Source organism: Enterobacter cloacae complex sp. IR5402 (genome assembly GCF_049238125.1).
GTDB lineage: Bacteria > Pseudomonadota > Gammaproteobacteria > Enterobacterales > Enterobacteriaceae > Enterobacter > Enterobacter hormaechei_C.
This window is the reverse complement of record NZ_JBMKHO010000002.1, coordinates 318245-340325: the sequence shown is the minus strand read 5'-3', so window position 1 is coordinate 340325 and position 22081 is coordinate 318245. Positions and strand designations below refer to the sequence as shown.

Below are 22081 nucleotides of genomic sequence, written 5' to 3'. Positions count from 1 at the left end.
TACCGCTTACGCTGCTTTCGCCACAACTTCCGCTTCCGGACGTTTCAGCACCGCGTAAGAGAGGCCCGCCACCAGCGTACCGGCAACAATCGCCAGCAGATAACCCAGCACCGGCGTGATGGCGCCAGGGATCAGCAGGACAAACAGACCGCCGTGCGGCGCCATCAGTTTCGCACCTACGGCCATGGAGATAGCCCCCGTCACCGCACCACCCACGATACAGCACGGCAGAACACGCATTGGATCGCGCGCCGCAAACGGAATTGCGCCTTCGGTGATGAAGCACAGGCCCAGCACCAGCGCAGCTTTACCGCCTTCCTGCTGCGTTTTATCGAACTTACGACGGGCAATGATCGTCGCCAGGCCAAGCGCCAGCGGTGGCACCATACCTGCCGCCATGATCGCCGCCATCGGCGCGTAGGTCTGGGTACTCAGCAGGCCAACGCCAAACGCATATGCCGCTTTGTTCACCGGACCACCCATGTCGGTACACATCATACCGCCGAGGATTGCGCCCAGCAGCACCGCGTTCGCCGTCCCCATGGTTTGCAGCCAGTGGGTCAGACCTTCCAGAATGCCCGCGACCGGCTTACCGATCAGGTAAATCATCGCCAGACCGACCACCAGGCTGGAAATCAGCGGGATGATCAGGATAGGCTTCAGCGCTTCCATGCTCTGCGGCAGCTTCAGCTTCGAGCTGATCAGCTTCGCCACATAACCGGCGAGGAAACCGGCAATGATACCGCCGATAAAGCCAGAACCGGTGCTCACGGCCAGCATACCGCCGATAAGACCCGGCGTCAGACCCGGACGGTCAGCAATGGAGAAGGCGATAAAGCCCGCCAGCACTGGCACCATCAGCGCAAACGCGGAGCCGCCGCCAATCTGCATCAACGCGGCCGCCAGCGTGCCCGGCTCTTTAAACGCCTCGATACCAAAGGCGAAGGAGAGCGCAATACACAGGCCGCCCGCCACCACCATCGGCAGCATGTAGGACACGCCGGTCAGCAGGTGACGATACGCACCCGCAGACTCTTTTTTCCCTTCAGTCGCAGTTTTAGCCGCACCGGTTGCCTGATACGGTTTGGCTTCTGCCAGCGCCTTATCAAACTCCTGCGCGGTCTTCTTCAGCGCCAGGCCGGTAGAGGTACGGTACATCGGCTTGCCGGCAAACTTCGCCAGATCCACTTCGATATCCGCCGCCACAATCACCAGATCGGCTTCCGCCACCTCTTCAGGCGTGATGGCATTGCCCGCGCCAACAGAGCCGCGAGTTTCAACCTTCACCCACCAGCCACGTTTTTTCGCTTCGGTTTCAATGGCTTCAGCCGCCATAAAGGTGTGCGCCACACCTGTCGGGCAGGCCGTTACCGCAACAATGCGTTTCGGCCCAACGGCGGCAACCGGCGCCGCCTCAACAGGTGCGCTGTAAACCGTCGCATGACCTTTTGCTTCGCTCAGAAACAGTTCAGGATGTGCCACCGCGCGATTAATATCACCCAGCCACACTTTTTTGCCGTTCAGGGCGCTGTCAGCGGGGATTTTGTCGCCCAGAACAATCGCCATTTCAGCATCACCCGGGTTATCAATGATATCCAGGTGCGCTTTTTGTGCCGCCGCGCCCAGCAGGGTCTTCGCCATATAGGCACGAGCCTGTCCGAGACCGGAGTCAATGATCAGCAGCGTTTTCATTATTCCTCTCCTGCTGTTAGTTAAAAGGTTTTAAGTCAACGCGCGCCATCATCGCGGCTAACTGGGTACGATCGGTAATACCGACATTGCTCTGGCTCACGGCCAGGGCCGCAACGGCGGTAGCAAGACGTAAGGTATGTTCACTGGATTCGCGCATCAGCAGACCGTAGATCAGACCGCCAACCATCGAATCCCCGGCACCCACGGTGCTGACCACCTCCATTGAAGGCGGTTTGGCAATCCATTCCCCGGAGGCGTTAACCCACAGGGCACCTTCTGCACCCAGCGAAATCACCACGTGAGCGATACCCTGCTCGCGCAGCGCATGGGCAGCGTCAATCACATCCTTTAATTCTGGCAGCTTACGGCCCGCCCAGATCTCCAGTTCGCGGCGATTAGGCTTAACCAGCCACGGAGAGGCTTTCAGACCGGCGACCAGCGCGTCGCGGCTGCTGTCGAAAATAATGCACGGGCACTGGCTGCGCAGGCGCGTCATCCAGTCGGTGAACGCTTCCGGGCTGACGCCGGAGGGCAGACTGCCGCTGACGCACACCATGTCAAACTGGCCCAGCCAGCTCAGGGAATCGGCAACAAAGCGCTCCCAGTCAGCCGGGGTCACTTCGAAGCCGGAGAAGTTCAGATCGGTCACTTCACCGTCTTTCTCGGTCAGCTTAACGTTAATGCGGGTACGGCCCTGCACAACCTGAAAACGGTTGGCGATGCCCAACTCGCTGAACAGCTGCTGAAAACCGTCCTGGTTGTCTTTACCGAGGAAGCCGCCAACGGTGACGTCGATGCCGAGATCTTTCAGCACTTTCGCCACGTTAATGCCTTTCCCTGCGGCATGCAGGCCGGTCGTCCGCACCAGGTTAACTTCGCCACGCTCAATTTCCGGGCAGAACCCCACCAGATCGTAAGCCGGGTTCAGCGTAATGGTCGCAACACGTCTGCTCATTATGCGCCCTCCCCCAGACCAGCCGCGATGGCGTCGCCAATCGCTTTCAGCGCCTGTTCAGCATCCGCACCCTGCGCGGTAAAGCGCAGACGATGGCCTTTCTTCACGCCCAGCGCGACAACTTTCATCAGGCTACGCCCGTTGGCTGGTTTACCCGAACCGTCCAGATTGGTCACGGTGATCTCACTTTCAAATTGTTTAATGGTATTCACCAGCATGGTGCCCGGACGGGCATGCAGGCCATGTTCGTTACGCACCACGTACTCTGCGCTCAGCAGGTCATCCGTCAGCGCATCGTCGCTGGTCAGCAGAGCCAGCACCGTCGCCGCGTCTGCGTTCAGCAGTTTTTCAGCTTTATTGTTCAGCAGCAGATCGCCCAGACGCTTCAGCACGGAAACCGGCTGATCGTCAGTCATGGCAACCGTTACCAGCATCGCGGCGCGTTCGCCGTCGGTCTCAAAGGCAACCGCAGCACGGCTGACCGCGATAGCGCTGCGCAGGTTACCTTCAGCGCTGTCGTTCAGCCAGATGCCCTGCCCCAGGTTTAATGGCTTATCATTGATTGCGCGCGTCACAAAAGCGGTATCCGCCGCACCGACCTCTTTCAGGCGAGCCGCATTCAGCGCCTGGAGCGTTACCAGATCGGACGCAACGACGTCCAGCGTCAGGGTTTCATTATCCAGCTTCAGCGCTTCGCTCTGTTTTTCGCCCATCAGTAGGGCACGCAGTTCTTCAGCAGTGGTGGCGGATTTAAGCTGTTCCGCGACGGCATCATCACTCAGCACGTGCGTCAGCTGACGCAGCAGGCCCAGGTGTTCGTCACCGCTGGCCGCGATGCCGATCGCCACATAAGCCACCTGACCCTCGCCCCACAGCACGCCCTGCGGGAACTGGAAGACCTGCACACCGGTTTTCAGCACCTGATCGCGGGTGTCCGTGGTGCCGTGCGGAATTGCAATACCGTTACCGAGGAAGGTGGAGGTCTGCTGTTCACGCGCCAGCATGCCGTTGACGTAGCCGTCAGCCACGTTGCCAGCCTGCACGAGCGCAGCGGCGACCTGGCGAATAGCCTCTTCTTTATTCCCGGCCTGTTCGCCCGGGTGAATATCCTGAACAGATAACTGGAACATGATTCTCCTCTCCTGCTGAAATTGAATCGTTTCAGCTTAACTGAGAAAATAGGCGCTAACCTGCTTCTTCAGGACATGCAAGATAGCGCTGAAACGTTTCAAGAAGTCTTGTCTTTTCTACAAAAGGTTGCAAGAAAAGTTACATTTCTTGTTGCAGAATTTAGAAGTGCAGCACATTTCTTCTTCAGTTCAGGGGATTTTGTTGATGTTCAGCAAACAGGTTCAGCACGCTTCAGCGAGGCGGCGCGAAAGTGAAATGCCATTTTGATTTTTTGTAGCAATCTTGACTTTACCCTCTGTTTATTTAATGACGGGCGGCGTAAACTCCGCCTCTCTCTGTTACTCGCAAAGACTGAACATGCATAACACCCCCGCTGCCGCCTCACCAAAGCCCTTTGATTTGACGTCAACGGCGTTTTTGATCGTTGCTTTCCTCACCGGTATTGCCGGTGCGTTACAAACGCCTACGCTGAGCCTCTTTCTGACCAACGAAGTCCACGCCCGCCCGGCGATGGTTGGCTTCTTCTTTACCGGGAGCGCCATCATTGGCATTTTTGTCAGCCAGTTTCTTGCCGGTCGTTCAGACCGCAAAGGCGATCGCAAAAGCCTGATCGTTTTTTGCTGCCTGCTCGGGGTATTTGCCTGCCTGCTGTTTGCCTGGAACCGTAACTACTTCATTCTGCTGTTCGTGGGCGTCTTCCTGAGCAGCTTCGGCTCGACCGCCAACCCGCAGATGTTCGCCCTTGCCCGCGAGCATGCCGACCACACCGGGCGGGAAGCGGTGATGTTCAGCTCGATACTGCGCGCGCAGGTGTCGCTGGCGTGGGTGATTGGCCCCCCGCTTGCCTACGCGCTGGCGATGGGTTTTGGCTTTACGGTGATGTACCTCAGCGCAGCCGTGGCCTTCGTGGTATGCGGCGCGATGGTCTGGTTCTTCCTGCCCTCCATGCGTAAAGAGCCGAAAGTGGCGACTGGTACGCTGGAAGCTCCGCGACGCAACCGCCGCGACGCGCTGCTGTTATTCATTATCTGTACGCTGATGTGGGGAACGAACAGCCTCTATATCATTAATATGCCGCTGTTTATTATTGATGAGCTGCATCTGCCGGAGAAGCTGGCCGGGATCATGATGGGAACCGCCGCGGGGCTTGAGATCCCCACCATGCTGATTGCGGGCTATTACGCGAAGCGCTTCGGCAAGCGCTTTTTGATGCGCGTCGCCGCCGTAGCCGGGCTGCTGTTTTATGTCGGTATGCTGACGGTTCATACGCCAGCCCTGCTTCTGGCTTTACAGCTGCTGAACGCCATTTACATCGGTATTCTGGCCGGTATCGGCATGCTCTACTTTCAGGACCTGATGCCGGGTCAGGCAGGCTCTGCCACCACCCTTTATACGAATACCACCCGCGTGGGCTGGATTATTGCAGGCTCACTGGCGGGCGTTGTGGCTGAAATCTGGAACTATCATACGGTGTTCTGGATTGCGCTGGTGATGTGCGTCATGACGCTGAGCTGCCTGACGCGGATCAAAGACGTTTAAGGCGCGGTGAGCGCTTCCAGCTCAAGCAGATAAGTGATGGCCTGCTGCCGCGTACTGCCGCACATTTCGGCGGTTGGCTGGAGCCCGGAGCACACCTTCGGGCGCAGGGGCGAGCCAAAGATCATGCACAGGTTAGTGTCAGAGAGCTGAACGCAGCGGGTATTGGCAGGCTTGCCCTCCGGCATGCCTGGAATGGGGCTTGAGATGGACGGTGCGGTACAGCACGCGCCACAGTCGGAACGACAATCCATACATGCTCTCTTTTGGTGGCAGATGCCCGCGCAGTCGGGCATTGCGCGCACAGTAACACCTTTTATGTATTGATAGCAAAACCCACGAATTCCGCTTGCCTGAAAGGCCGCGCGCGAGTAATTTGGCGCGATATTTTTTACCTCCCGTAAACAGGATTACTGCAATGCCAAGAGCGAACGAAATTAAGAAAGGTATGGTACTGAATTACAACGGCAAACTGCTGATTGTGAAAGATATCGACATTCAGGCACCCAGCGCCCGTGGCGCAGCAACGCTGTACAAAATGCGTTTCTCCGATGTCCGCACCGGCCTGAAAGTGGAAGAACGTTTTAAAGGCGACGATATCGTCGATACCGTAACCCTGACCCGTCGCTACGTTGATTTTTCCTACATTGACGGCAACGAATACGTGTTCATGGATAAAGAAGATTACACCCCGTATATCTTCACCAAAGATCAGATCGAAGAAGAGCTGCTGTTTATTCCTGAAGGTGGAATGCCGGACATGCAGGTGCTGACCTGGGATGGCGTGCTGCTGGCGCTGGAGCTGCCGCAGACAGTTGATCTGGAAATCGTTGAAACGGCACCGGGCATCAAAGGCGCGTCTGCAAGTGCGCGTAACAAACCGGCTACCCTGACTACCGGTCTGGTCGTACAGGTGCCAGAGTACCTGTCGGCGGGCGAGAAAATCCGTATCCATATCGAAGAAAAACGCTATATGGGTCGTGCTGACTGATTGTGGCATTTGCCGGGTGGCGGCTACGCCTTACCCGGCCTACAAAAACACAAAAACCGGCCTCAGAGCCGGTTTTTCGTAGGCCCGGTAAGCGTAGCGCCACCGGGCAATGAGACTTAAAGAAGTTCAGGATACTTCGTCATTTTCAGCGCCAGCTCTATACCGCGCACTTCCGCCATCCCTTTCAGACGGCCAATCGCCGAATACCCTGGATTCGTTTTCTTGCGCAGATCGTCCAGCATCTGGTGCCCGTGATCCGGACGGAACGGGATAGGACGAACATCTCCCGCCTGCTTACGACGAACCTCTTCAGAGAGAATGGCATCCACCACCGCAACCATGTTCACGTCGCCGCCAAGATGGGCTGCTTCGTGGAAGGTTTTTGGATTCTCTTCACGGCAGGTTGCACGCAGGTGGGTGAAATGAATGCGATCGCCGAAGGTTTCGATCATCCGCACCAGATCGTTATCCGCCCGCACCCCATACGAGCCCGTACACATGGTAAAGCCGTTGTAGATGCTATCCACCGTCTCTTTCAGCCACTGCATATCTTCAATCGTAGACACAATACGCGGCAGGCCGAGGATAGGACGCGGTGGATCGTCCGGATGAACCGCCAGCCGCAAGCCGACTTCTTCTGCCACCGGCACGATAGCGCGCAGGAAGTGCGCCATGTTTTCACGCAGCTGGTTTTTATCGATATCGCCATATTCCGCCAGGCGCGCGCGGAACTGATCGAGGGTATAGCCCTCTTCCGCCCCCGGCAGGCCCGCGATGATATTGCGAACCAGCTTCTCAATGTCCGCTTCACTGGCGGCATTGAACCACGCCAGCGCCTGCTGCTGCTCTTCGGCGGTGTAGTCTGCTTCCGCACCCGGACGCTTCAGAATGTGCAGCTCGAAAGCCGCAAAAGCGATTTGATCGAAACGCAGCGCCTTCGAACCATCGGCCATTACATATTCCAGGTCGGTACGCGTCCAGTCCAGAATCGGCATAAAGTTGTAGCAGACGGTATCAATACCGCAGGCTGCCAGGTTACGAATGCTCTGCTGATAATTCGCAATCCAGGTATCACACTCACCGGAGTGGGTTTTGATATCTTCGTGAACCGGAATACTTTCCACAACAGACCAGGTTAACCCCTTCTCTGCCAGTTGAGCCTGACGCTTTTGGATTTCCTCCACCGGCCACACCTGACCGTTCGGAATATGATGCAGCGCCGTGACCACACCCGTTGCGCCAGCCTGACGCACATCATCAAGAGAAACCGGATCGTTCGGCCCGTACCAACGCCAGGTTTGTTCCATTGCCCCACCCTCTCAAGTTGTTATACCAATATGTGTTACCTCAATGACGACTACCATACATGTTTAATCGAAGTGGTCAATACAGCGCGTGACATTGATTGATCAAACTCACATAACAGGGATATTTACGGCTTACCAATTTAATTTGTTGTCATATAACTTTACACTGGCATTGTTAATTAATGGTTAATCAGGTGTGTACTACATGAAGACTATTGCCTCCACCGCGCTTCCTGCTCATGTCCAGCAGCCCCGCTACGATCGCGAGCAGTTACGCTCCCGCATCGTCCATTTCGGTTTTGGCGCGTTCCACCGGGCGCATCAGGCGTTGTTAACAAACCGGGTACTGAATGCCAGAGGAGGCGACTGGGGAATTTGTGAGATTAGCCTCTTTAGCGGCGATGTCCTTATGGGCCAGCTCCGGGCGCAGGATCATCTGTTTACCGTGCTGGAGAAAGGTGCCGAAGGCAATCAGCCCATTATTATCGGTGCGGTAAAAGAGTGCCTTAACGCCAAACTCGACTCGCTGGCAGCCATTATTGAGAAATTCTGCGAACCGCAGGTGGCAATTGTCTCCCTCACCATTACCGAAAAAGGCTACTGCATCGATCCGGCGACGGGAAAACTGGATATGCAGAACAGCCGTATCCTGCACGATCTCGAGCATCCGTCTGAACCACATTCCGCACCGGGTATTCTGGTCGAAGCGCTTCATCGCCGCCGCGAGCGTGGCCTGCCGGCGTTTACCGTGCTCTCCTGCGACAATATTCCCGACAACGGCCACGTGGTGAAAAATGCCGTTCTCGGCATGGCCGGAAAGCGTTCCGCAGAGCTGGCCGCATGGATCGAGGCGCACGTGAGCTTCCCTGGTACCATGGTCGACCGAATCGTGCCCGCCGCCACCGACGCCTCACTCGCGGAAATCACCCAGGAACTTGGCGTTGAAGATCCCTGCGCCATCAGCTGTGAACCGTTCATTCAGTGGGTAGTGGAAGATAACTTTGTCGCCGGGCGTCCGGAATGGGAGGTTGCAGGCGTACAGATGGTTGAGGATGTCCTGCCCTGGGAGCAGATGAAGCTGCGGATGCTGAACGGCAGCCACTCCTTCCTGGCGTATCTGGGCTACCTTGCCGGCTACGCGCACATAAATGAATGTATGCAGGACGACAGCTTCCGCGAGGCTGCCCGCAGGCTGATGCTGAATGAGCAGGCCCCTACGCTGCGCATCACCAACGTTGATCTGACAGCCTATGCTGACAGCCTGCTTGACCGCTTCGCCAATCCGGCCCTACAGCATCGTACATGGCAAATCGCCATGGACGGCAGCCAGAAGCTGCCTCAGCGCATGCTGGATGGGATCCGCATGCATCTTGAGCGTAACACCGCCTGGCCATTACTGGCGCTGGGGGTGGCGGGCTGGATGCGCTACGTCAGCGGTACGGACGAACAGGGCAACGCCATTGACGTCCGCGATCCGCTGAGCGACAAGTTTCAGGCCATTGTCGCCACCAGCAGCGACGCAGAACGCGTTAGCGCCCTGCTGACGTTAAATGAAATCTTTGGCGACAACCTGCCGCAAAACCCTGTCTTTGTCGAGGCAATTACCGGCGCGTACCAGCGCCTCGTCCGGCTCGGCGCGCACCAGGCCGTTATCGAAACGTTAAAAATTTAGCGATTATTGCGTTTAAGGCGAACGGTTTTACGCTCCGTTCGCCCTCCCTCTTCTCAATGCCCGATTTTTTCGTCAGGATGATAGGTAGTTGTTACTACATCACAATTATTTATCGGAGCGCACGTGACCAAAACCAACCTGATCACCGGTTTTCTCGGCAGCGGTAAAACTACGTCCATTCTGCATTTGCTGGCCAATAAAGATCCGGCGGAAAAGTGGGCCGTGCTGGTCAACGAATTTGGCGAAGTCGGCATCGACGGCGCGTTGCTCGCCGACAGCGGCGCGATGGTGAAAGAGATCCCGGGCGGGTGTATGTGCTGCGTGAATGGTCTGCCGATGCAGGTCGGGCTGAATACGCTGCTGCGTCAGGGCAAGCCGGACCGGTTGCTGATTGAGCCTACCGGGCTGGGTCATCCTAAGCAAATCCTTGATTTACTGACCGCCCCGGTCTACGAGCCGTGGCTTGAGCTGCGTGCGACGCTTTGCCTGCTCGACCCCCGCCAGCTGCTGGATGAAAAAACGATCAACAACGACAATTTCCGCGACCAGCTCGCCTCGGCAGATATTATCGTGGCGAATAAATCCGATCGCGCGACGGCTGAGAGTCAGGCCGCGTTCGAGTCCTGGTGGCAGCAGGCTGGCGGTGGACGTCAATACGTGCAGACCACCCAGGGCAACATTGATGGCGCCCTGCTCGATCTTCCCCGCCTCAACCAGACGCAACTGCCTGCCAGCGCAGAGCATTCGCATAGCCACGGCGCGAAGCAAGGCCTGGCTGCACTGAGCCTGCCGGAACATCAGCGCTGGCGTCGAAATTTGAACAGCGGTCAGGGGCACCAGGCCTGCGGGTGGATCTTCGATGCCGATACGGTTTTCGACACCATTGGTATACTGGAATGGGCGAGACTGGCGCCGGTTGAGCGGGTAAAAGGGATCATGCGCACTCCGGATGGTCTGGTGCGCATTAACCGTCAGGGCGAGGATTTCTTTATTGAAACCCAGAATGTCGCGCCACCCGACAGCCGGATAGAGTTAATTAGTGCGGTTAATACCGACTGGAATGCTCTCCAGTCAAGCCTGTTGAAGCTTCGTTTAAGTTTGGGCGGCTAACGTTGCCCCTGATTTCACACATTGCTGAAGACTATGACGACTCGACTTCCTGCTATTTTATTGCTCAACGCTGCCGGTCTGGCGCTCTTTTTCTCCTGGTATATCCCGGCGGATCACGGTTTCTGGTTCCCGCTGGATTCCGGGCTGTTCCACTTCTTTAACCAGGCGCTGGCGAAGAGTGAAGCCTTCCTGTGGCTGGTGGCGATCACCAACAACCGCGCGTTTGACGGCTGTTCGCTGCTGGCAATGGGCTGTCTGATGCTCTCCTTCTGGCTGAAGGAAGACAAAACGGGTCGTCGCCGTATTCTGATTATCGGCCTGGTGATGCTGCTGACGGCCGTGATTATCAACCAGCTGGCGCAGCATCTGATGCCGGTTAAACGCGCCAGTCCGTCGCTCTTTTTCCCGAATATTAACCGCGTCAGCGAGCTGCTTCATATTCCAACCAAAGATGCCTCGAAGGACAGTTTCCCGGGCGACCACGGTATGATGCTGCTGATTTTTGCAGGCTTCATGCTGCGCTATTTTGGTAAAAAAGCCTTCGCCATCGCCCTGGTTATTGTGGTGGTATTTGCATTCCCGCGGGTGATGATTGGTGCTCACTGGCTGACAGATATCGCCGTAGGCTCCCTCACAGCGGTGTTAATTGGTTTACCGTGGGTGCTGATGACCCCACTGAGCGATCGCGTAATAGGTATTTTTGATCGCTATCTTCCCGGTAAATTTAAACAAGTCAGAAACAAATAAATAACGCAAATTAACACCATTCATCAGGGATCGTTTTCGGTCCCTGAGTCTCTTCTTTCGGGCGTCATTCAACGCTGTCATCATCCTGTCATACAATTCGTGATAAAAATGAAGCAATTGCAGGGATTATCTGTATGAATGGCGGCATTTTGAGCAATTCCGCGCTGTAACTTTGTGTATCACATTTTCTTATAAAAAATCGGACTTTTTTGCTCGCAATACCCCGTGCAATCGGTTAACCTCAAACTCGTTTTGCCCCACTGAGATAATTATTATCATGGTGAATAATTTTGTGCGTTGAGCCACAGTTTTCACCATAAAGAATTGTCTCATTGTGAACAGATAATTAGTCTCGTCACGGTTGGCATTTTTATAACGATATTTTCGTTAAGGACTTCAAGGGAAAACAAACAAAATGGTCAAATCTCAACCAATCTTGAGATATATCTTGCGGGGGATCCCGGCGATTGCAGTGGCGGTTCTGCTTTCGGCATGTAGTACGACGAATACCGCGAAGAATATGCATCCTGAGACGCGTGTTGTGGGAATGGAAGATTCCTCTTCACTGCAAGCCTCTCAGGATGAATTTGAAAATATGGTACGTAATCTCGACGTTAAGTCGCGTATTATGGATCAGTATGCTGACTGGAAAGGCGTGCGTTACCGTCTGGGCGGCAGCACCAAGAAAGGCATCGATTGTTCCGCTTTCGTACAGCGTACGTTCCGTGAGCAGTTTGGGTTAGATCTTCCGCGTTCTACCTATGAACAGCAGGAGATGGGCAAATCCATTTCGCGCACTAAACTACGCACGGGCGATTTAGTCCTGTTCAGAGCAGGTTCAACCGGTCGACACGTTGGCATCTATATCGGTAACGATCAGTTTGTCCATGCTTCCACCAGCAGTGGTGTGACGATTTCCAGCATGAACGAACCTTACTGGAAGAAACGCTACAACGAAGCTCGCCGCGTTCTGAGCCGTAGTTAATATTGTTGTCGTATCGTTGGTTATCCCTTGGCTGGCGATACGATAAAAAAAGCACTGCTCCGGCAGTGTTTTTTTTTGCCCGTTACACTGATAACTATCCAGCGGCATTTCAGGAATCACGACATCTATGTTTACCCGCTACTTCTCCAGCAACCGCAAGATACTGTTTATCAGTTTCCTGACGGGGTTATTCACTGCCCTGCTTCTGGGAGCATTACAGTTTTACTGGAGTTATCACAAGCGAGAAGTCAGATTCGATACTCTCATTACCGATTTAAGCGTCTACATGGAGAGCTATTTCGATGAGCTCAAAATGTCGATTGATACGCTCCAGCCACTCACGCTGAACAGCTGCGAGGAAGTGAGTGCCGCCCTGACATCCCGGGCGGCCTTTAGCATCAACGTGCGCGCCTTTTTGCTGGTCAGGGATAAACAGGCCTTCTGCTCCTCGGCAACAGGCCCGATGAATACCCCGATGGAAAAGCTTATCCCTCAGCTACATATCAGCAAACCTGTTGATATCGCGCTCCTGCCGGGCACGCCAATGCTGCCGGATAAGCCCGCGATCGCCATCTGGTATCGCAATCCGCTGGTGAAAGACGGCGGCGTGTTTACGTCCGTCAACCTCAACCTGTCGCCTTATCTTCTCTATACGTCACGTCAGGATGAATTTGCCGGGATATCGATCGTCATTGGCGATTCCGCGTTATCTACACAGTCCGGAATGCTGATCCAGGCGCGGGATTTGCCTGACGTCCCTGCCCGTAGCGCCACGCTGAAAAATATTCCATTGACCGTTAACGTTTATGCGCAAGCCTGGACAACCGATGAACTGCTCTACGCGGTGTTTTTCGGCCTGGTCTGCGGTATCGCGGCGGGCCTGTTGAATTTCTATATTCTTACTATCCGTCTCAATCCGGGAAAAGAGATCCTCACGGCCATCAAGCACGACCAGTTTTACGTGGTCTATCAACCCGTCGTGGATGCGCAGTCGCTCAGAATGACCGGGCTGGAAGTCCTGATGCGCTGGAAGCATCCGGTGATGGGCGAAATTCCACCGGATGCCTTTATTAACTTCGCTGAAGCGCAGAAGCTGATTGTCCCGCTGACGCTGCATCTTTTTGACCTGATTATCCGCGATGCCCCTGTTCTGCAAACGGTGCTCCCGCCTGGGGCCAAGTTTGGGATCAACATCGCGCCCGGGCATCTGCATGCGGGGCATCTGCATGCGGAAAGCTTTAAAGGTGATATGCGCGCGTTTCTCGCCGCCCTTCCGCCCGATCACTTCCAGATTGTGCTGGAAATAACCGAGCGCGACATGATTAACCACCGCGAGGCAAATCAGCTGTTCGAATGGCTGCACAATGAAGGTTTTGAAATCGCTATCGATGATTTTGGCACTGGCCACAGCGCGCTGATCTATCTGGAACGCTTCACGATGGATTACCTGAAAATTGACCGTGGCTTCGTGAATGCCATCGGGACTGAAACCGTCACCTCGCCAGTGCTTGACGCGGTGCTGACGCTGGCAGAACGTCTGAATATGATAACCGTCGCCGAGGGTGTTGAAACGCCCGAGCAGGCGGCGTGGCTGCGCGAGCATGGCGTAAACTATCTTCAGGGCTACTGGATTGGCCGCCCGATGCCGCTGGAGCAGTTCAGGACGTGGCAACCCGATATCACGCTCGGGGAATAATTTCACAATCACGGCGCTGTCCCTTATTATTCTGTTCAACCGAGCCTGTCTGTGAACAAAGGGATCCGCCGCACTATGATTATGCGCGTTGTGTTGACGCTGTTGGCGCTGGTGAGCCTGTCGAGCCAGGCGCAGACCATCAAAGAGAGCACGGCCTTTGCCGTCATTGGCGAGCCGAAGTACGCAGTTAACTTTAACCACTACGATTATGTCAACCCAGCCGCCCCGAAAGGCGGAAACGTGACGCTTTCCGCCACGGGAACATTTGACAACTTTAACCGCTTTGCCCTGCGCGGCGTAGCGGCAGCGCGTACCGAATCCCTCTATGACACGCTGTTCGTCACCTCCGACGACGAGCCCGGCAGCTATTATCCCCTGGTCGCTGAGAACGTACGTTACGCCGAAGATTTCAGCTGGGCAGAAATCGCGATTAATCCGCGGGCGCGTTTTCACGACGGTACGCCGGTTAGCGCCCGCGACGTGGCGTTCACCTTTCATAAATTTATGACCGAAGGCGTGCCACAGTTTCGTCTGGTGTACAAGGGCACCACGGTGAAAGCCATCGCCCCGCTGACCGTGCGAATCGAACTCCCTGAGGCGAACAAAGAGAATATGCTGAGCCTGTTCTCCCTGCCCGTCATGCCCGAATCCTTCTGGAAAAACCATAAGCTGAGCGATCCCCTCTCTACCCCGCCGCTGGCCGGAGGGCCGTATCGCATTACCGACTGGCGAATGGGCCAGTATGTGATCTATTCCCGTGTGAAAGATTACTGGGCAGCCACGCTGCCGGTAAACCGGGGCCGCTGGAACTTCGATACAATCCGCTACGACTACTACCTGGATGATAACGTGGCCTTCGAGGCATTTAAGGCAGGCGCATTTGATTTACGTGTCGAGAACAGCGCCAAAAACTGGGCGACCCGCTATATCGGAAAAAATTTCGCGAAAGGCTATATCGTTAAAGACGAACACAAAAACGAATCTGCGCAGGACACGCGCTGGCTGGCGTTTAATATTCAGCGCCCGGTTTTTTCCGATCGTCGGGTGCGTGAAGCCATTACCCTGGCGTTTGATTTCGAATGGATGAACAAAGCGCTGTTTTACGGAGCCTACAGCCGGGCGAACAGCTATTTCCAGAATACTGAATATGCCGCCCGTGATTATCCCCACGCGGACGAGCTGGTTTTGCTGGCGCCAATGAAAGCGGAGCTACCGCCGGAGGTGTTCACCCGCATATTTGAACCGCCCAAATCCGACGGAAACGGGTTCGACCGGGACAACCTGCTGAAAGCCAGCAACCTGCTGGATGACGCTGGCTGGGTGCTGAAAAATCGGCAACGGGTTAATGCGCAAACCGGTAAACCGCTCAGCTTCGAACTGCTGATTGCCTCTGGCGCAAACGATCAGTGGGTGCTGCCGTTTAAGAAGAACCTTGCCCGGCTTGGCGTCACTATGAATATCCGCCAGGTCGATATGGCCCAGTTGACTAACCGCAAGCGCAGTCGCGATTACGATATGATGCAGACCCTGTGGGCCGCCCAGCCGTGGCCGAGTTCAGATCTGCAAATCTCCTGGGCATCGGGGTATATCGACTCCTCCTACAACGCCCCGGGCGTAAAGAGCCCGGTGATTGATGCGCTGATTGCAAAAATTGTGGCCGCTCAGGGCGATAAGAACAAGCTTCTGCCGCTTGGCCGCGCGCTCGATCGGGTATTAACCTGGAACTATTACATGCTGCCGATGTGGTATATGGGCGAAGATCGCGTGGCCCGCTGGGATAAATTCTCCCTGCCTGCCGTTCGCCCGGTTTACACCCTCGGCTTTGACACCTGGTGGTATGACGTGAATAAAGCCGTAAAATTGCCCGCAGAGCGGCGTTAAGGAGTGACGATGGGCGCTTATCTTATCCGCCGGCTGCTGTTAGTGATCCCGACGCTGTGGGCCATCATTACCATTAACTTTTTTATCGTCCAGATCGCCCCCGGCGGTCCGGTGGACCAGGCGATTGCGGCAATAGAATTTGGTCACGCTGGCGGCATGCCGGGCGGCGGCGGCGAAGGAATGGGGGCCAGCCATGCCCGGACGGGCGTGGGCAACATCAGCGAAAGCCACTACCGGGGCGGTCGGGGTCTGGATCCGGAGGTGATCGCCGAGATCACCCATCGCTATGGTTTTGACAAGCCGCTGCACGAGCGCTATTTCAGGATGCTATGGGATTATGTCCGTTTCGATTTTGGCGACAGCCTGTTTCGCAGCGCCTCGGTGTTAACCCTGATCAAACAAAGCCTGCCGGTTTCCATCACGCTCGGACTGTGGGGGACGCTGATTATTTATCTGGTCTCCATTCCGCTGGGGATAAGGAAAGCGGTCTACAACGGTAGCCGTTTCGATATCTGGAGCAGTACGTTTATTATCATCGGCTACGCTATTCCGGCGTTTCTGTTTGCCGTGCTGTTGATTGTGTTTTTCGCAGGCGGCAGTTATTTCGACCTCTTCCCGCTGCGCGGGCTGGTCTCCGCGGATTTCAGCACGCTGCCGTGGTATCAGAAAATCACCGATTACTTCTGGCACATCACGCTGCCGGTGCTGGCGACGGTCATCGGCGGTTTTGCGGCGCTTACGATGCTGACCAAAAACGCCTTTCTTGATGAGATCCGCAAACAGTACGTCGTCACCGCGCGCGCCAAAGGCGTCGGTGAAAAGCAGATCATGTGGAAGCACGTTTTTCGTAACGCCATGCTGCTGGTGATTGCAGGTTTCCCCGCCACGTTCATCAGTATGTTTTTTACCGGCTCGTTGCTGATAGAAGTGATGTTCTCGCTCAACGGATTAGGGCTGCTGGGCTATGAGGCCACCGTCTCCCGTGATTATCCGGTGATGTTTGGCACACTCTACATTTTCACCCTGATCGGCCTGTTGCTGAACATCATCAGCGATATCAGCTATACGCTGGTCGATCCCCGTATCGATTTTGAGGGCCGCTGATGTCGCGTTTAAGCCCCGTCAATCAGGCCCGCTGGGCGCGCTTTCGCCACAACCGTCGCGGCTACTGGTCGCTGTGGATCTTCGCCGTCCTGTTCGCCTTAAGTATGTGTTCGGAACTGATTGCCAACGATAAACCCCTGCTGGTGCATTTCAAAGACCGCTGGTACGTGCCGGTGCTTACTACCTATAGCGAAAGCGATTTTGGCGGCCCGTTTGCGACGCCAGCCGAGTACCAGGATCCCTGGTTACGTGAGCAGATAGCGCAGCACGGCTGGGCTATCTGGGCACCGATTCGTTTTGGCGCGAACAGTATTAACTTCGCCACGTCTACCCCCTTCCCTTCGCCGCCTTCCGCGCAAAACTGGCTGGGAACGGACGCCAACGGCGGCGATGTGCTGGCGCGCATCCTCTATGGCACCCGCATCTCGCTCCTGTTTGGGCTGATGCTGACGCTCTTTAGCAGCGTAATGGGCGTTGTGGCGGGCGCCGTGCAAGGCTATTACGGGGGTAAAATAGATTTATGGGGACAGCGCGTGATTGAAGTCTGGTCCGGTATGCCAACGCTGTTTCTGATTATCCTGCTGTCCAGTGTGGTACAGCCTGGCTTCTGGTGGCTGCTCGGGATCACCGTCCTGTTCGGCTGGATGGCGCTGGTCGGCGTGGTGCGCGCGGAGTTTCTGCGCACGCGGAATTACGACTATATTCGCGCCGCGCAAGCGTTAGGCGTGAGCGATCGCGCAATCATCTTCCGCCACATGCTTCCCAATGCGGTGGTGGCGACCCTCACCTTCCTGCCGTTTATTTTGTGCAGCTCCATTACCACCCTGACGTCGCTTGATTTTCTTGGTTTCGGTTTGCCACTGGGCTCACCGTCCCTTGGCGAACTGCTGTTGCAGGGCAAAAACAATCTCCAGGCCCCCTGGCTGGGCATCACCGCATTCCTCTCCGTGGCGGTGCTGCTTTCCCTGCTGATTTTTATTGGCGAAGCCGTGCGCGATGCCTTCGATCCCAACAAGGCGGTATGACATGACCCGGCCTCTTCTGAGCATAGAAAACCTGTCGATTGCGTTTTCAAAGCAGGGCGAATCACGCACGGTAGTGACGGATTTATCGTTGCAGATCCAGCGCGGAGAGACGCTGGCGCTGGTCGGGGAATCCGGTTCCGGTAAAAGCGTCTCGGCACTTTCGGTGCTGCGCCTGCTCCCCTCCCCGCCGGTCAGCTATCCGCAGGGGGATATTCTGTTCCATGGACAATCGCTGCTGAACGCTGACGAGCAAACCCTGCGCGGCATTCGTGGCAATAACATCGCCATGATTTTTCAGGAGCCGATGGTGTCGCTCAACCCTCTGCATACGCTGGAAAAACAGCTCTATGAAGTGCTGTCCCTTCATCGGGGAATGCGTAAAGAGGCAGCGCGGGGTGAAATTCTGGACTGCCTTGAACGCACCGGTATTCGTCATGCGGCGAAACGGCTGAACGATTTCCCGCACCAGCTTTCCGGCGGCGAGCGCCAGCGCGTGATGATCGCAATGGCCCTGCTCACACGCCCCGAACTGCTGATTGCCGATGAACCCACCACCGCGCTGGACGTCACGGTGCAGGCGCAAATTCTGCAACTGCTGCGCGAGCTTCGCGACGAGCTGAACATGAGCCTGTTGTTCATTACGCACAACCTGAGCATCGTGAAAAAGCTTGCTGACACGGTGGCCGTGATGCAAAACGGCCGCTGCGTGGAACAGAACCGGGCATCCGCCCTGCTGAGCGCGCCTCAGCACCCGTATACACAGCGCCTGCTCGATAGCGAACCCGCTGGCGACCCGGTTCCGCTTAACGCTGACTGCGCGCCGTTGCTGAGCGTTGAGGGGCTGTCGGTGTCATTCCCGATCCGCAAAGGCATTCTCCGTCGCGTGGTCGATCACAATCATGTCCTGAAAGACATGAGTTTCGCTCTGCGTCCGGGCGAGTCGCTTGGGCTTGTGGGCGAATCCGGCTCGGGCAAAAGCACCACCGGTCTGGCGCTGCTGCGCCTGATCGCCTCTCAGGGAAGCATTGTCTTTGACGGCATGCCGCTGCAAAACCTGAATCGCCGGATGATGCTTCCTGTCCGCCCGCGGATGCAGGTGGTATTTCAGGATCCAAACTCTTCGCTTAACCCGCGCCTGAGCGTATTACAGATTATTGAAGAGGGCCTGCGCGTCCACCAGCCGACAATGACGGCGCAACAGCGTGAAATCGACGTGAAGCGGGTGATGGCGGAAGTGGGTTTAGATCCCGAGACCCGGCACCGGTATCCGGCTGAGTTTTCTGGCGGACAGCGCCAGCGTATAGCGATTGCCCGCGCGCTGATCCTTAAACCGGAGCTGATCGTGCTGGACGAGCCAACCTCTTCCCTGGACCGCACCGTGCAGGCGCAAATTCTGGCGCTGCTGAAGGGGCTACAGGAAAAGCATCGGCTGGCCTATATCTTTATCAGCCACGATTTACAGGTGGTGCGTGCGCTTTGCCATCAGGTGGTGGTATTGCGGCAGGGAGAAGTCGTTGAGCAGGGAGAGTGCCAGCGCGTATTCACCGCGCCGACGCAGGATTACACGCGCCAGCTATTGTCCGCTGACTAGCACTCAGAAAGGGTATTGACCGGAGAACGGCTCGGCAATGGCCACGCCGAAGTTTTTCAGACGACAGGTGGCGGCAAACTCATCCTGGCTATTAACAAACAGGCACGGCTCACCTTCGCATTCCAGCACGGAGCTGTCCACTTCGATGTCCGTCAGCGCCTGGCTGAGACGTTCCATAACCGGCCACGCATTTTCATCGCTCGGGCTGAGCAGTTTGAGCGCCACCAGGCAATTATCCTCCCCGGCAACGCTTTGCGGAATCGGTTCAACTTTCGAACCTGCAAAACCCGTCGACCAGCGATAGCTCTGGGGCAAGCGATGGACAATGGAGAGTTGTAATGTATTCACGTTCAGATCCCCGGAAGCAAATTTACTTCACAATTTATTTACATTTATAGTAACACATCATCGACAACCTGCACTGTTTAGCGGATTTTATAGGCGTTGCAGGCTCGCGTCGGCGCTATATGTACCCGTTTCTGCGATCTAACTCAACCTTTTTAAATACAATGATGTGACTTTTTACATAAATAGATTTTACATAAAAGAAACAAACACAGGGTAAACGAACGTAGGGTTGGTTGATATGGGTCAACAAAAAGGCCCGTATCGGGCCTTAAGTGGTCATTTATGCGCCGTCTTTCGCGGCCGGCTGGCGTAAAGATAAAAAAGAATGGAGCAGGTCGCGCAGAGGGCAATCGCCCACAGCATCGGCCAGGCGGTATTAAACGTCGCCGTCGAGAGCAGCGCCCCGACTATCGCGCCAATCCCGAAACGGAACGTTCCTGCCAGCGACGAGGCGGTACCCGCCATATGCGGGAATTCGTCGAGGATCACCGCCATCGCGTTGGATGAAACCATCGACACGCAGCCGACAAACGCCGCCACGCCCACCACCAGCGCCCAGAAACCGACGCCCAGCAACGCGCTCAATACCAGCCAGATAGCCATCACGAACTGGATCCACAGCCCGGCGCGGAACATATTCAGCGCCCCAACCCGCCGGACAAAGCGGCTGTTGATAATGGTCATCACAAACAGGAACACAATATTCAGCGCGAAGTAGTAACCAAAATGCTGGGGTGACACATGGTTCAGTTCGATGTACACAAACGGCCCCGCACTCAGGAACGAGAACATTCCGGCAAAACTGAAGCCGCTGGCAAGCATATAACTGAGCACACGCTTATGGCGAAACAGCGAGGCAAAGTTGCCAAGCGTGGTGCGAACGTGGAACTTCTGACGTCGCTCGACCGGCAGCGTTTCATCGATAAAGACGAAGATCATCACCGAGGCCAGCAGCGCGGCAATCGCCAGGATCCAGAAAATCGCATGCCAGCTGAACCAAACCAGCACCGCCCCGCCCACCATGGGGGCGACCAGCGGCGCAATTGTCGTGACCAGCATGACGAACGACATCATGCGTGAGAACTCTTCCTTCGGGTAGACGTCGCGCATCAGCGCGTTAATTACCACGCTTGCCGCAGCCGCCGCCAGGCCATGGAAGAAACGCATCACAATCAGCTGATCGATACTCTGCGCCAGCGCGCAGGCCACCGCCGCCGCGGCAAATATCAATGTCCCCCCCAGAATAACTGGTTTACGCCCCAGGCTGTCGGCCATTGGGCCATAAAAGAGCTGACCGAGGGCAAAACCAAGAATGTAGGTGCTGAGCGTCATCTGCGCGCTGCCTGCCGGTACGCCAAACTGCGCGGAAATCACCGGCAGCGCGGGCAGATACATATCGATAGACAGCGGCATCAGCATGGCCAGCAGGCCAAGGATAAATACAATTTTAAACGACGAGTGTGGCCTGGTGGTCACTGAGTTCTCCTGAATTTAGCGTGAAGGCAGCCCGACGCTGGCAATCTCTTCTTCCGTCAGCGGGCGATATTCCCCTGGCGCCAGGTCTGGATCGAGTTCAATCGCGCCGATACGTTCACGATGCAGCCCCACAACGTGGTTGCCCACGGCGGCAAACATCCGTTTCACCTGGTGATAGCGGCCTTCACTGATGGTCAGGCGCACGTCAGTTGGAGTGATGATTTCCAGCACCGCCGGTTTGGTCAGATCTTTTTCATTATGCAGCTGAACGCCTTTTGCGAACTGCTCTGCCGTGTCATCCGAGACCGGAGACTCAAGCGTCACCCGATAGGTTTTCTCACAGTGATGGCGCGGGGAGGTGATGCGATGCGACCACTGGCCGTCATCGGTCATCAGCACCAGGCCGGTGGTATCAATATCCAGTCGCCCTGCCGCATGCAGCTTGTGCGCCACAGGTTCGTCGAGGAAGTAGAGCACCGTCGGGTGATCCGGATCGTCCGTTGAACAGACGTAACCTTCCGGTTTGTTGAGCATGAAGTAGCGCGGGCCATTCTGCTGGGTCAGCGGGTTGCCGTCATACTCCACCTGGTGCTCAGGCTGGAGTTTAAAAGCGCTGTCTTTCACAATGTCGCCGTCCACGGTTACGCGGCTGGCGCGAATTTCACGCCCGGCAATAGCGCGGCTTACGCCGAGTTGCTGAGCGATAAACTTATCAAGTCGCATGAAATCTTTTTAGCCTTAATGGTGCTGGAAGTCGGACTACGCGTCCGAAAAAGAAGCAGTCAGAAACAGTTCAGTATAATGGTCTGGTTGCGCCACTCAAGGGAAAAAGTT

General features: G+C 55.8%; 20 protein-coding genes. 12 read left to right on the top strand and 8 right to left on the bottom strand.

Annotated features, from left to right (window positions below):
* Positions 1-6: 6 nt before the first annotated feature.
* From fruA to fruB, 3 genes are read right to left on the bottom strand one after another with little or no spacing between them, the layout of a single operon-like run.
* Positions 7-1692 carry a PTS fructose transporter subunit IIBC gene (gene fruA, locus ACOTXL_RS04865; protein WP_023314547.1) on the bottom strand — a complete coding sequence of 562 codons (1686 nt, stop codon included), beginning with the start codon at positions 1690-1692 and terminating at the stop codon, positions 7-9.
* Between the two features lie 16 nt (positions 1693-1708).
* Positions 1709-2647: a 1-phosphofructokinase gene (fruK, locus tag ACOTXL_RS04860; RefSeq protein ID WP_006811313.1), complete on the bottom strand. Its 939-nt coding sequence runs from the start codon at positions 2645-2647 to the stop codon at positions 1709-1711.
* Positions 2647-3777, bottom strand: a complete 1131-nt coding sequence (gene fruB, locus ACOTXL_RS04855; protein ID WP_003859349.1) for a fused PTS fructose transporter subunit IIA/HPr protein — start codon at positions 3775-3777, stop codon at positions 2647-2649. The genes fruK and fruB overlap by 1 nt, the downstream gene beginning before the upstream one ends.
* Positions 3778-3852: 75 nt before the next feature.
* Here fruB and ACOTXL_RS04850 point away from each other — a divergent pair, with 75 nt between their 5' ends.
* Together ACOTXL_RS04850 and setB are read left to right on the top strand one after the other, a co-directional pair.
* Positions 3853-4032 (top strand): hypothetical protein, encoded by a 180-nt coding sequence (locus tag ACOTXL_RS04850; protein ID WP_136129487.1) that lies wholly within the window; start codon positions 3853-3855, stop codon positions 4030-4032.
* A 103-nt stretch (positions 4033-4135) separates the two neighbouring features.
* Positions 4136-5317, top strand: coding sequence for a sugar efflux transporter SetB (gene setB, locus ACOTXL_RS04845; protein ID WP_032609703.1), 1182 nt, complete (start codon positions 4136-4138; stop codon positions 5315-5317).
* On the opposite strand, the gene ACOTXL_RS04840 is transcribed toward setB, so the two are convergent.
* Positions 5314-5568 carry a YkgJ family cysteine cluster protein gene (locus ACOTXL_RS04840; protein ID WP_003859353.1) on the bottom strand — a complete coding sequence of 85 codons (255 nt, stop codon included), beginning with the start codon at positions 5566-5568 and terminating at the stop codon, positions 5314-5316. The two genes, setB and ACOTXL_RS04840, sit on opposite strands and share 4 nt — an antisense overlap.
* A 164-nt stretch (positions 5569-5732) precedes the next feature.
* On the opposite strand from ACOTXL_RS04840, the gene yeiP reads away from it, so the two are divergent.
* Positions 5733-6305, top strand: coding sequence for an elongation factor P-like protein YeiP (gene yeiP, locus ACOTXL_RS04835; protein ID WP_003859355.1), 573 nt, complete (start codon positions 5733-5735; stop codon positions 6303-6305).
* A 116-nt stretch (positions 6306-6421) separates the two neighbouring features.
* On the opposite strand, the gene uxuA is transcribed toward yeiP, so the two are convergent.
* Positions 6422-7612 carry a mannonate dehydratase gene (uxuA, locus tag ACOTXL_RS04830; RefSeq protein WP_003859357.1) on the bottom strand — a complete coding sequence of 397 codons (1191 nt, stop codon included), beginning with the start codon at positions 7610-7612 and terminating at the stop codon, positions 6422-6424.
* Positions 7613-7817: 205 nt separating this feature from the next.
* Here uxuA and ACOTXL_RS04825 point away from each other — a divergent pair, with 205 nt between their 5' ends.
* The 9 genes from ACOTXL_RS04825 (at position 7818) to yejF (ending at position 19423) form a co-directional block, all read left to right on the top strand.
* Complete coding sequence (locus ACOTXL_RS04825; protein ID WP_045350241.1) at positions 7818-9284, top strand: mannitol dehydrogenase family protein; 1467 nt, start codon at positions 7818-7820, stop codon at positions 9282-9284.
* 123 nt (positions 9285-9407) lie between these two features.
* Entirely contained in the window at positions 9408-10394 is a 987-nt protein-coding gene (locus tag ACOTXL_RS04820; RefSeq protein ID WP_003859361.1) for a CobW family GTP-binding protein, read from the top strand.
* Positions 10395-10427: 33 nt separating this feature from the next.
* Positions 10428-11141, top strand: a complete 714-nt coding sequence (locus tag ACOTXL_RS04815) for a phosphatase PAP2 family protein (RefSeq protein WP_003859363.1) — start codon at positions 10428-10430, stop codon at positions 11139-11141.
* A 415-nt stretch (positions 11142-11556) separates the two neighbouring features.
* Entirely contained in the window at positions 11557-12126 is a 570-nt protein-coding gene (gene mepS, locus ACOTXL_RS04810; protein ID WP_003859364.1) for a bifunctional murein DD-endopeptidase/murein LD-carboxypeptidase, read from the top strand.
* A 127-nt stretch (positions 12127-12253) separates the two neighbouring features.
* Positions 12254-13822 (top strand): cyclic di-GMP phosphodiesterase, encoded by a 1569-nt coding sequence (locus tag ACOTXL_RS04805; protein ID WP_045350240.1) that lies wholly within the window; start codon positions 12254-12256, stop codon positions 13820-13822.
* A gap of 75 nt (positions 13823-13897) precedes the next feature.
* Positions 13898-15703: an extracellular solute-binding protein gene (locus ACOTXL_RS04800; RefSeq protein WP_045350239.1), complete on the top strand. Its 1806-nt coding sequence runs from the start codon at positions 13898-13900 to the stop codon at positions 15701-15703.
* A gap of 9 nt (positions 15704-15712) precedes the next feature.
* The gene (locus tag ACOTXL_RS04795) at positions 15713-16807 is read left to right on the top strand and encodes a microcin C ABC transporter permease YejB (RefSeq protein ID WP_003859369.1); all 1095 of its coding nucleotides are present in this window, start codon (positions 15713-15715) and stop codon (positions 16805-16807) included.
* Positions 16807-17832, top strand: coding sequence for an ABC transporter permease (locus tag ACOTXL_RS04790; RefSeq protein ID WP_023314555.1), 1026 nt, complete (start codon positions 16807-16809; stop codon positions 17830-17832). The genes ACOTXL_RS04795 and ACOTXL_RS04790 overlap by 1 nt, the downstream gene beginning before the upstream one ends.
* A gap of 1 nt (position 17833) precedes the next feature.
* Positions 17834-19423 (top strand): microcin C ABC transporter ATP-binding protein YejF, encoded by a 1590-nt coding sequence (yejF, locus tag ACOTXL_RS04785; RefSeq protein ID WP_045350238.1) that lies wholly within the window; start codon positions 17834-17836, stop codon positions 19421-19423.
* Between the two features lie 3 nt (positions 19424-19426).
* Here the strand turns inward: yejF and ACOTXL_RS04780 are convergent, their stop codons facing one another.
* From ACOTXL_RS04780 to rsuA, 3 genes are all read right to left on the bottom strand, one after another.
* Positions 19427-19771 carry a YejG family protein gene (locus ACOTXL_RS04780; protein ID WP_003859372.1) on the bottom strand — a complete coding sequence of 115 codons (345 nt, stop codon included), beginning with the start codon at positions 19769-19771 and terminating at the stop codon, positions 19427-19429.
* 276 nt (positions 19772-20047) lie between these two features.
* Positions 20048-21247 carry a Bcr/CflA family multidrug efflux MFS transporter gene (locus ACOTXL_RS04775; protein ID WP_003859373.1) on the bottom strand — a complete coding sequence of 400 codons (1200 nt, stop codon included), beginning with the start codon at positions 21245-21247 and terminating at the stop codon, positions 20048-20050.
* A 15-nt stretch (positions 21248-21262) separates the two neighbouring features.
* Positions 21263-21970: a 16S rRNA pseudouridine(516) synthase RsuA gene (rsuA, locus tag ACOTXL_RS04770; protein ID WP_003859374.1), complete on the bottom strand. Its 708-nt coding sequence runs from the start codon at positions 21968-21970 to the stop codon at positions 21263-21265.
* Between the last annotated feature and the right edge of the window lie 111 nt (positions 21971-22081).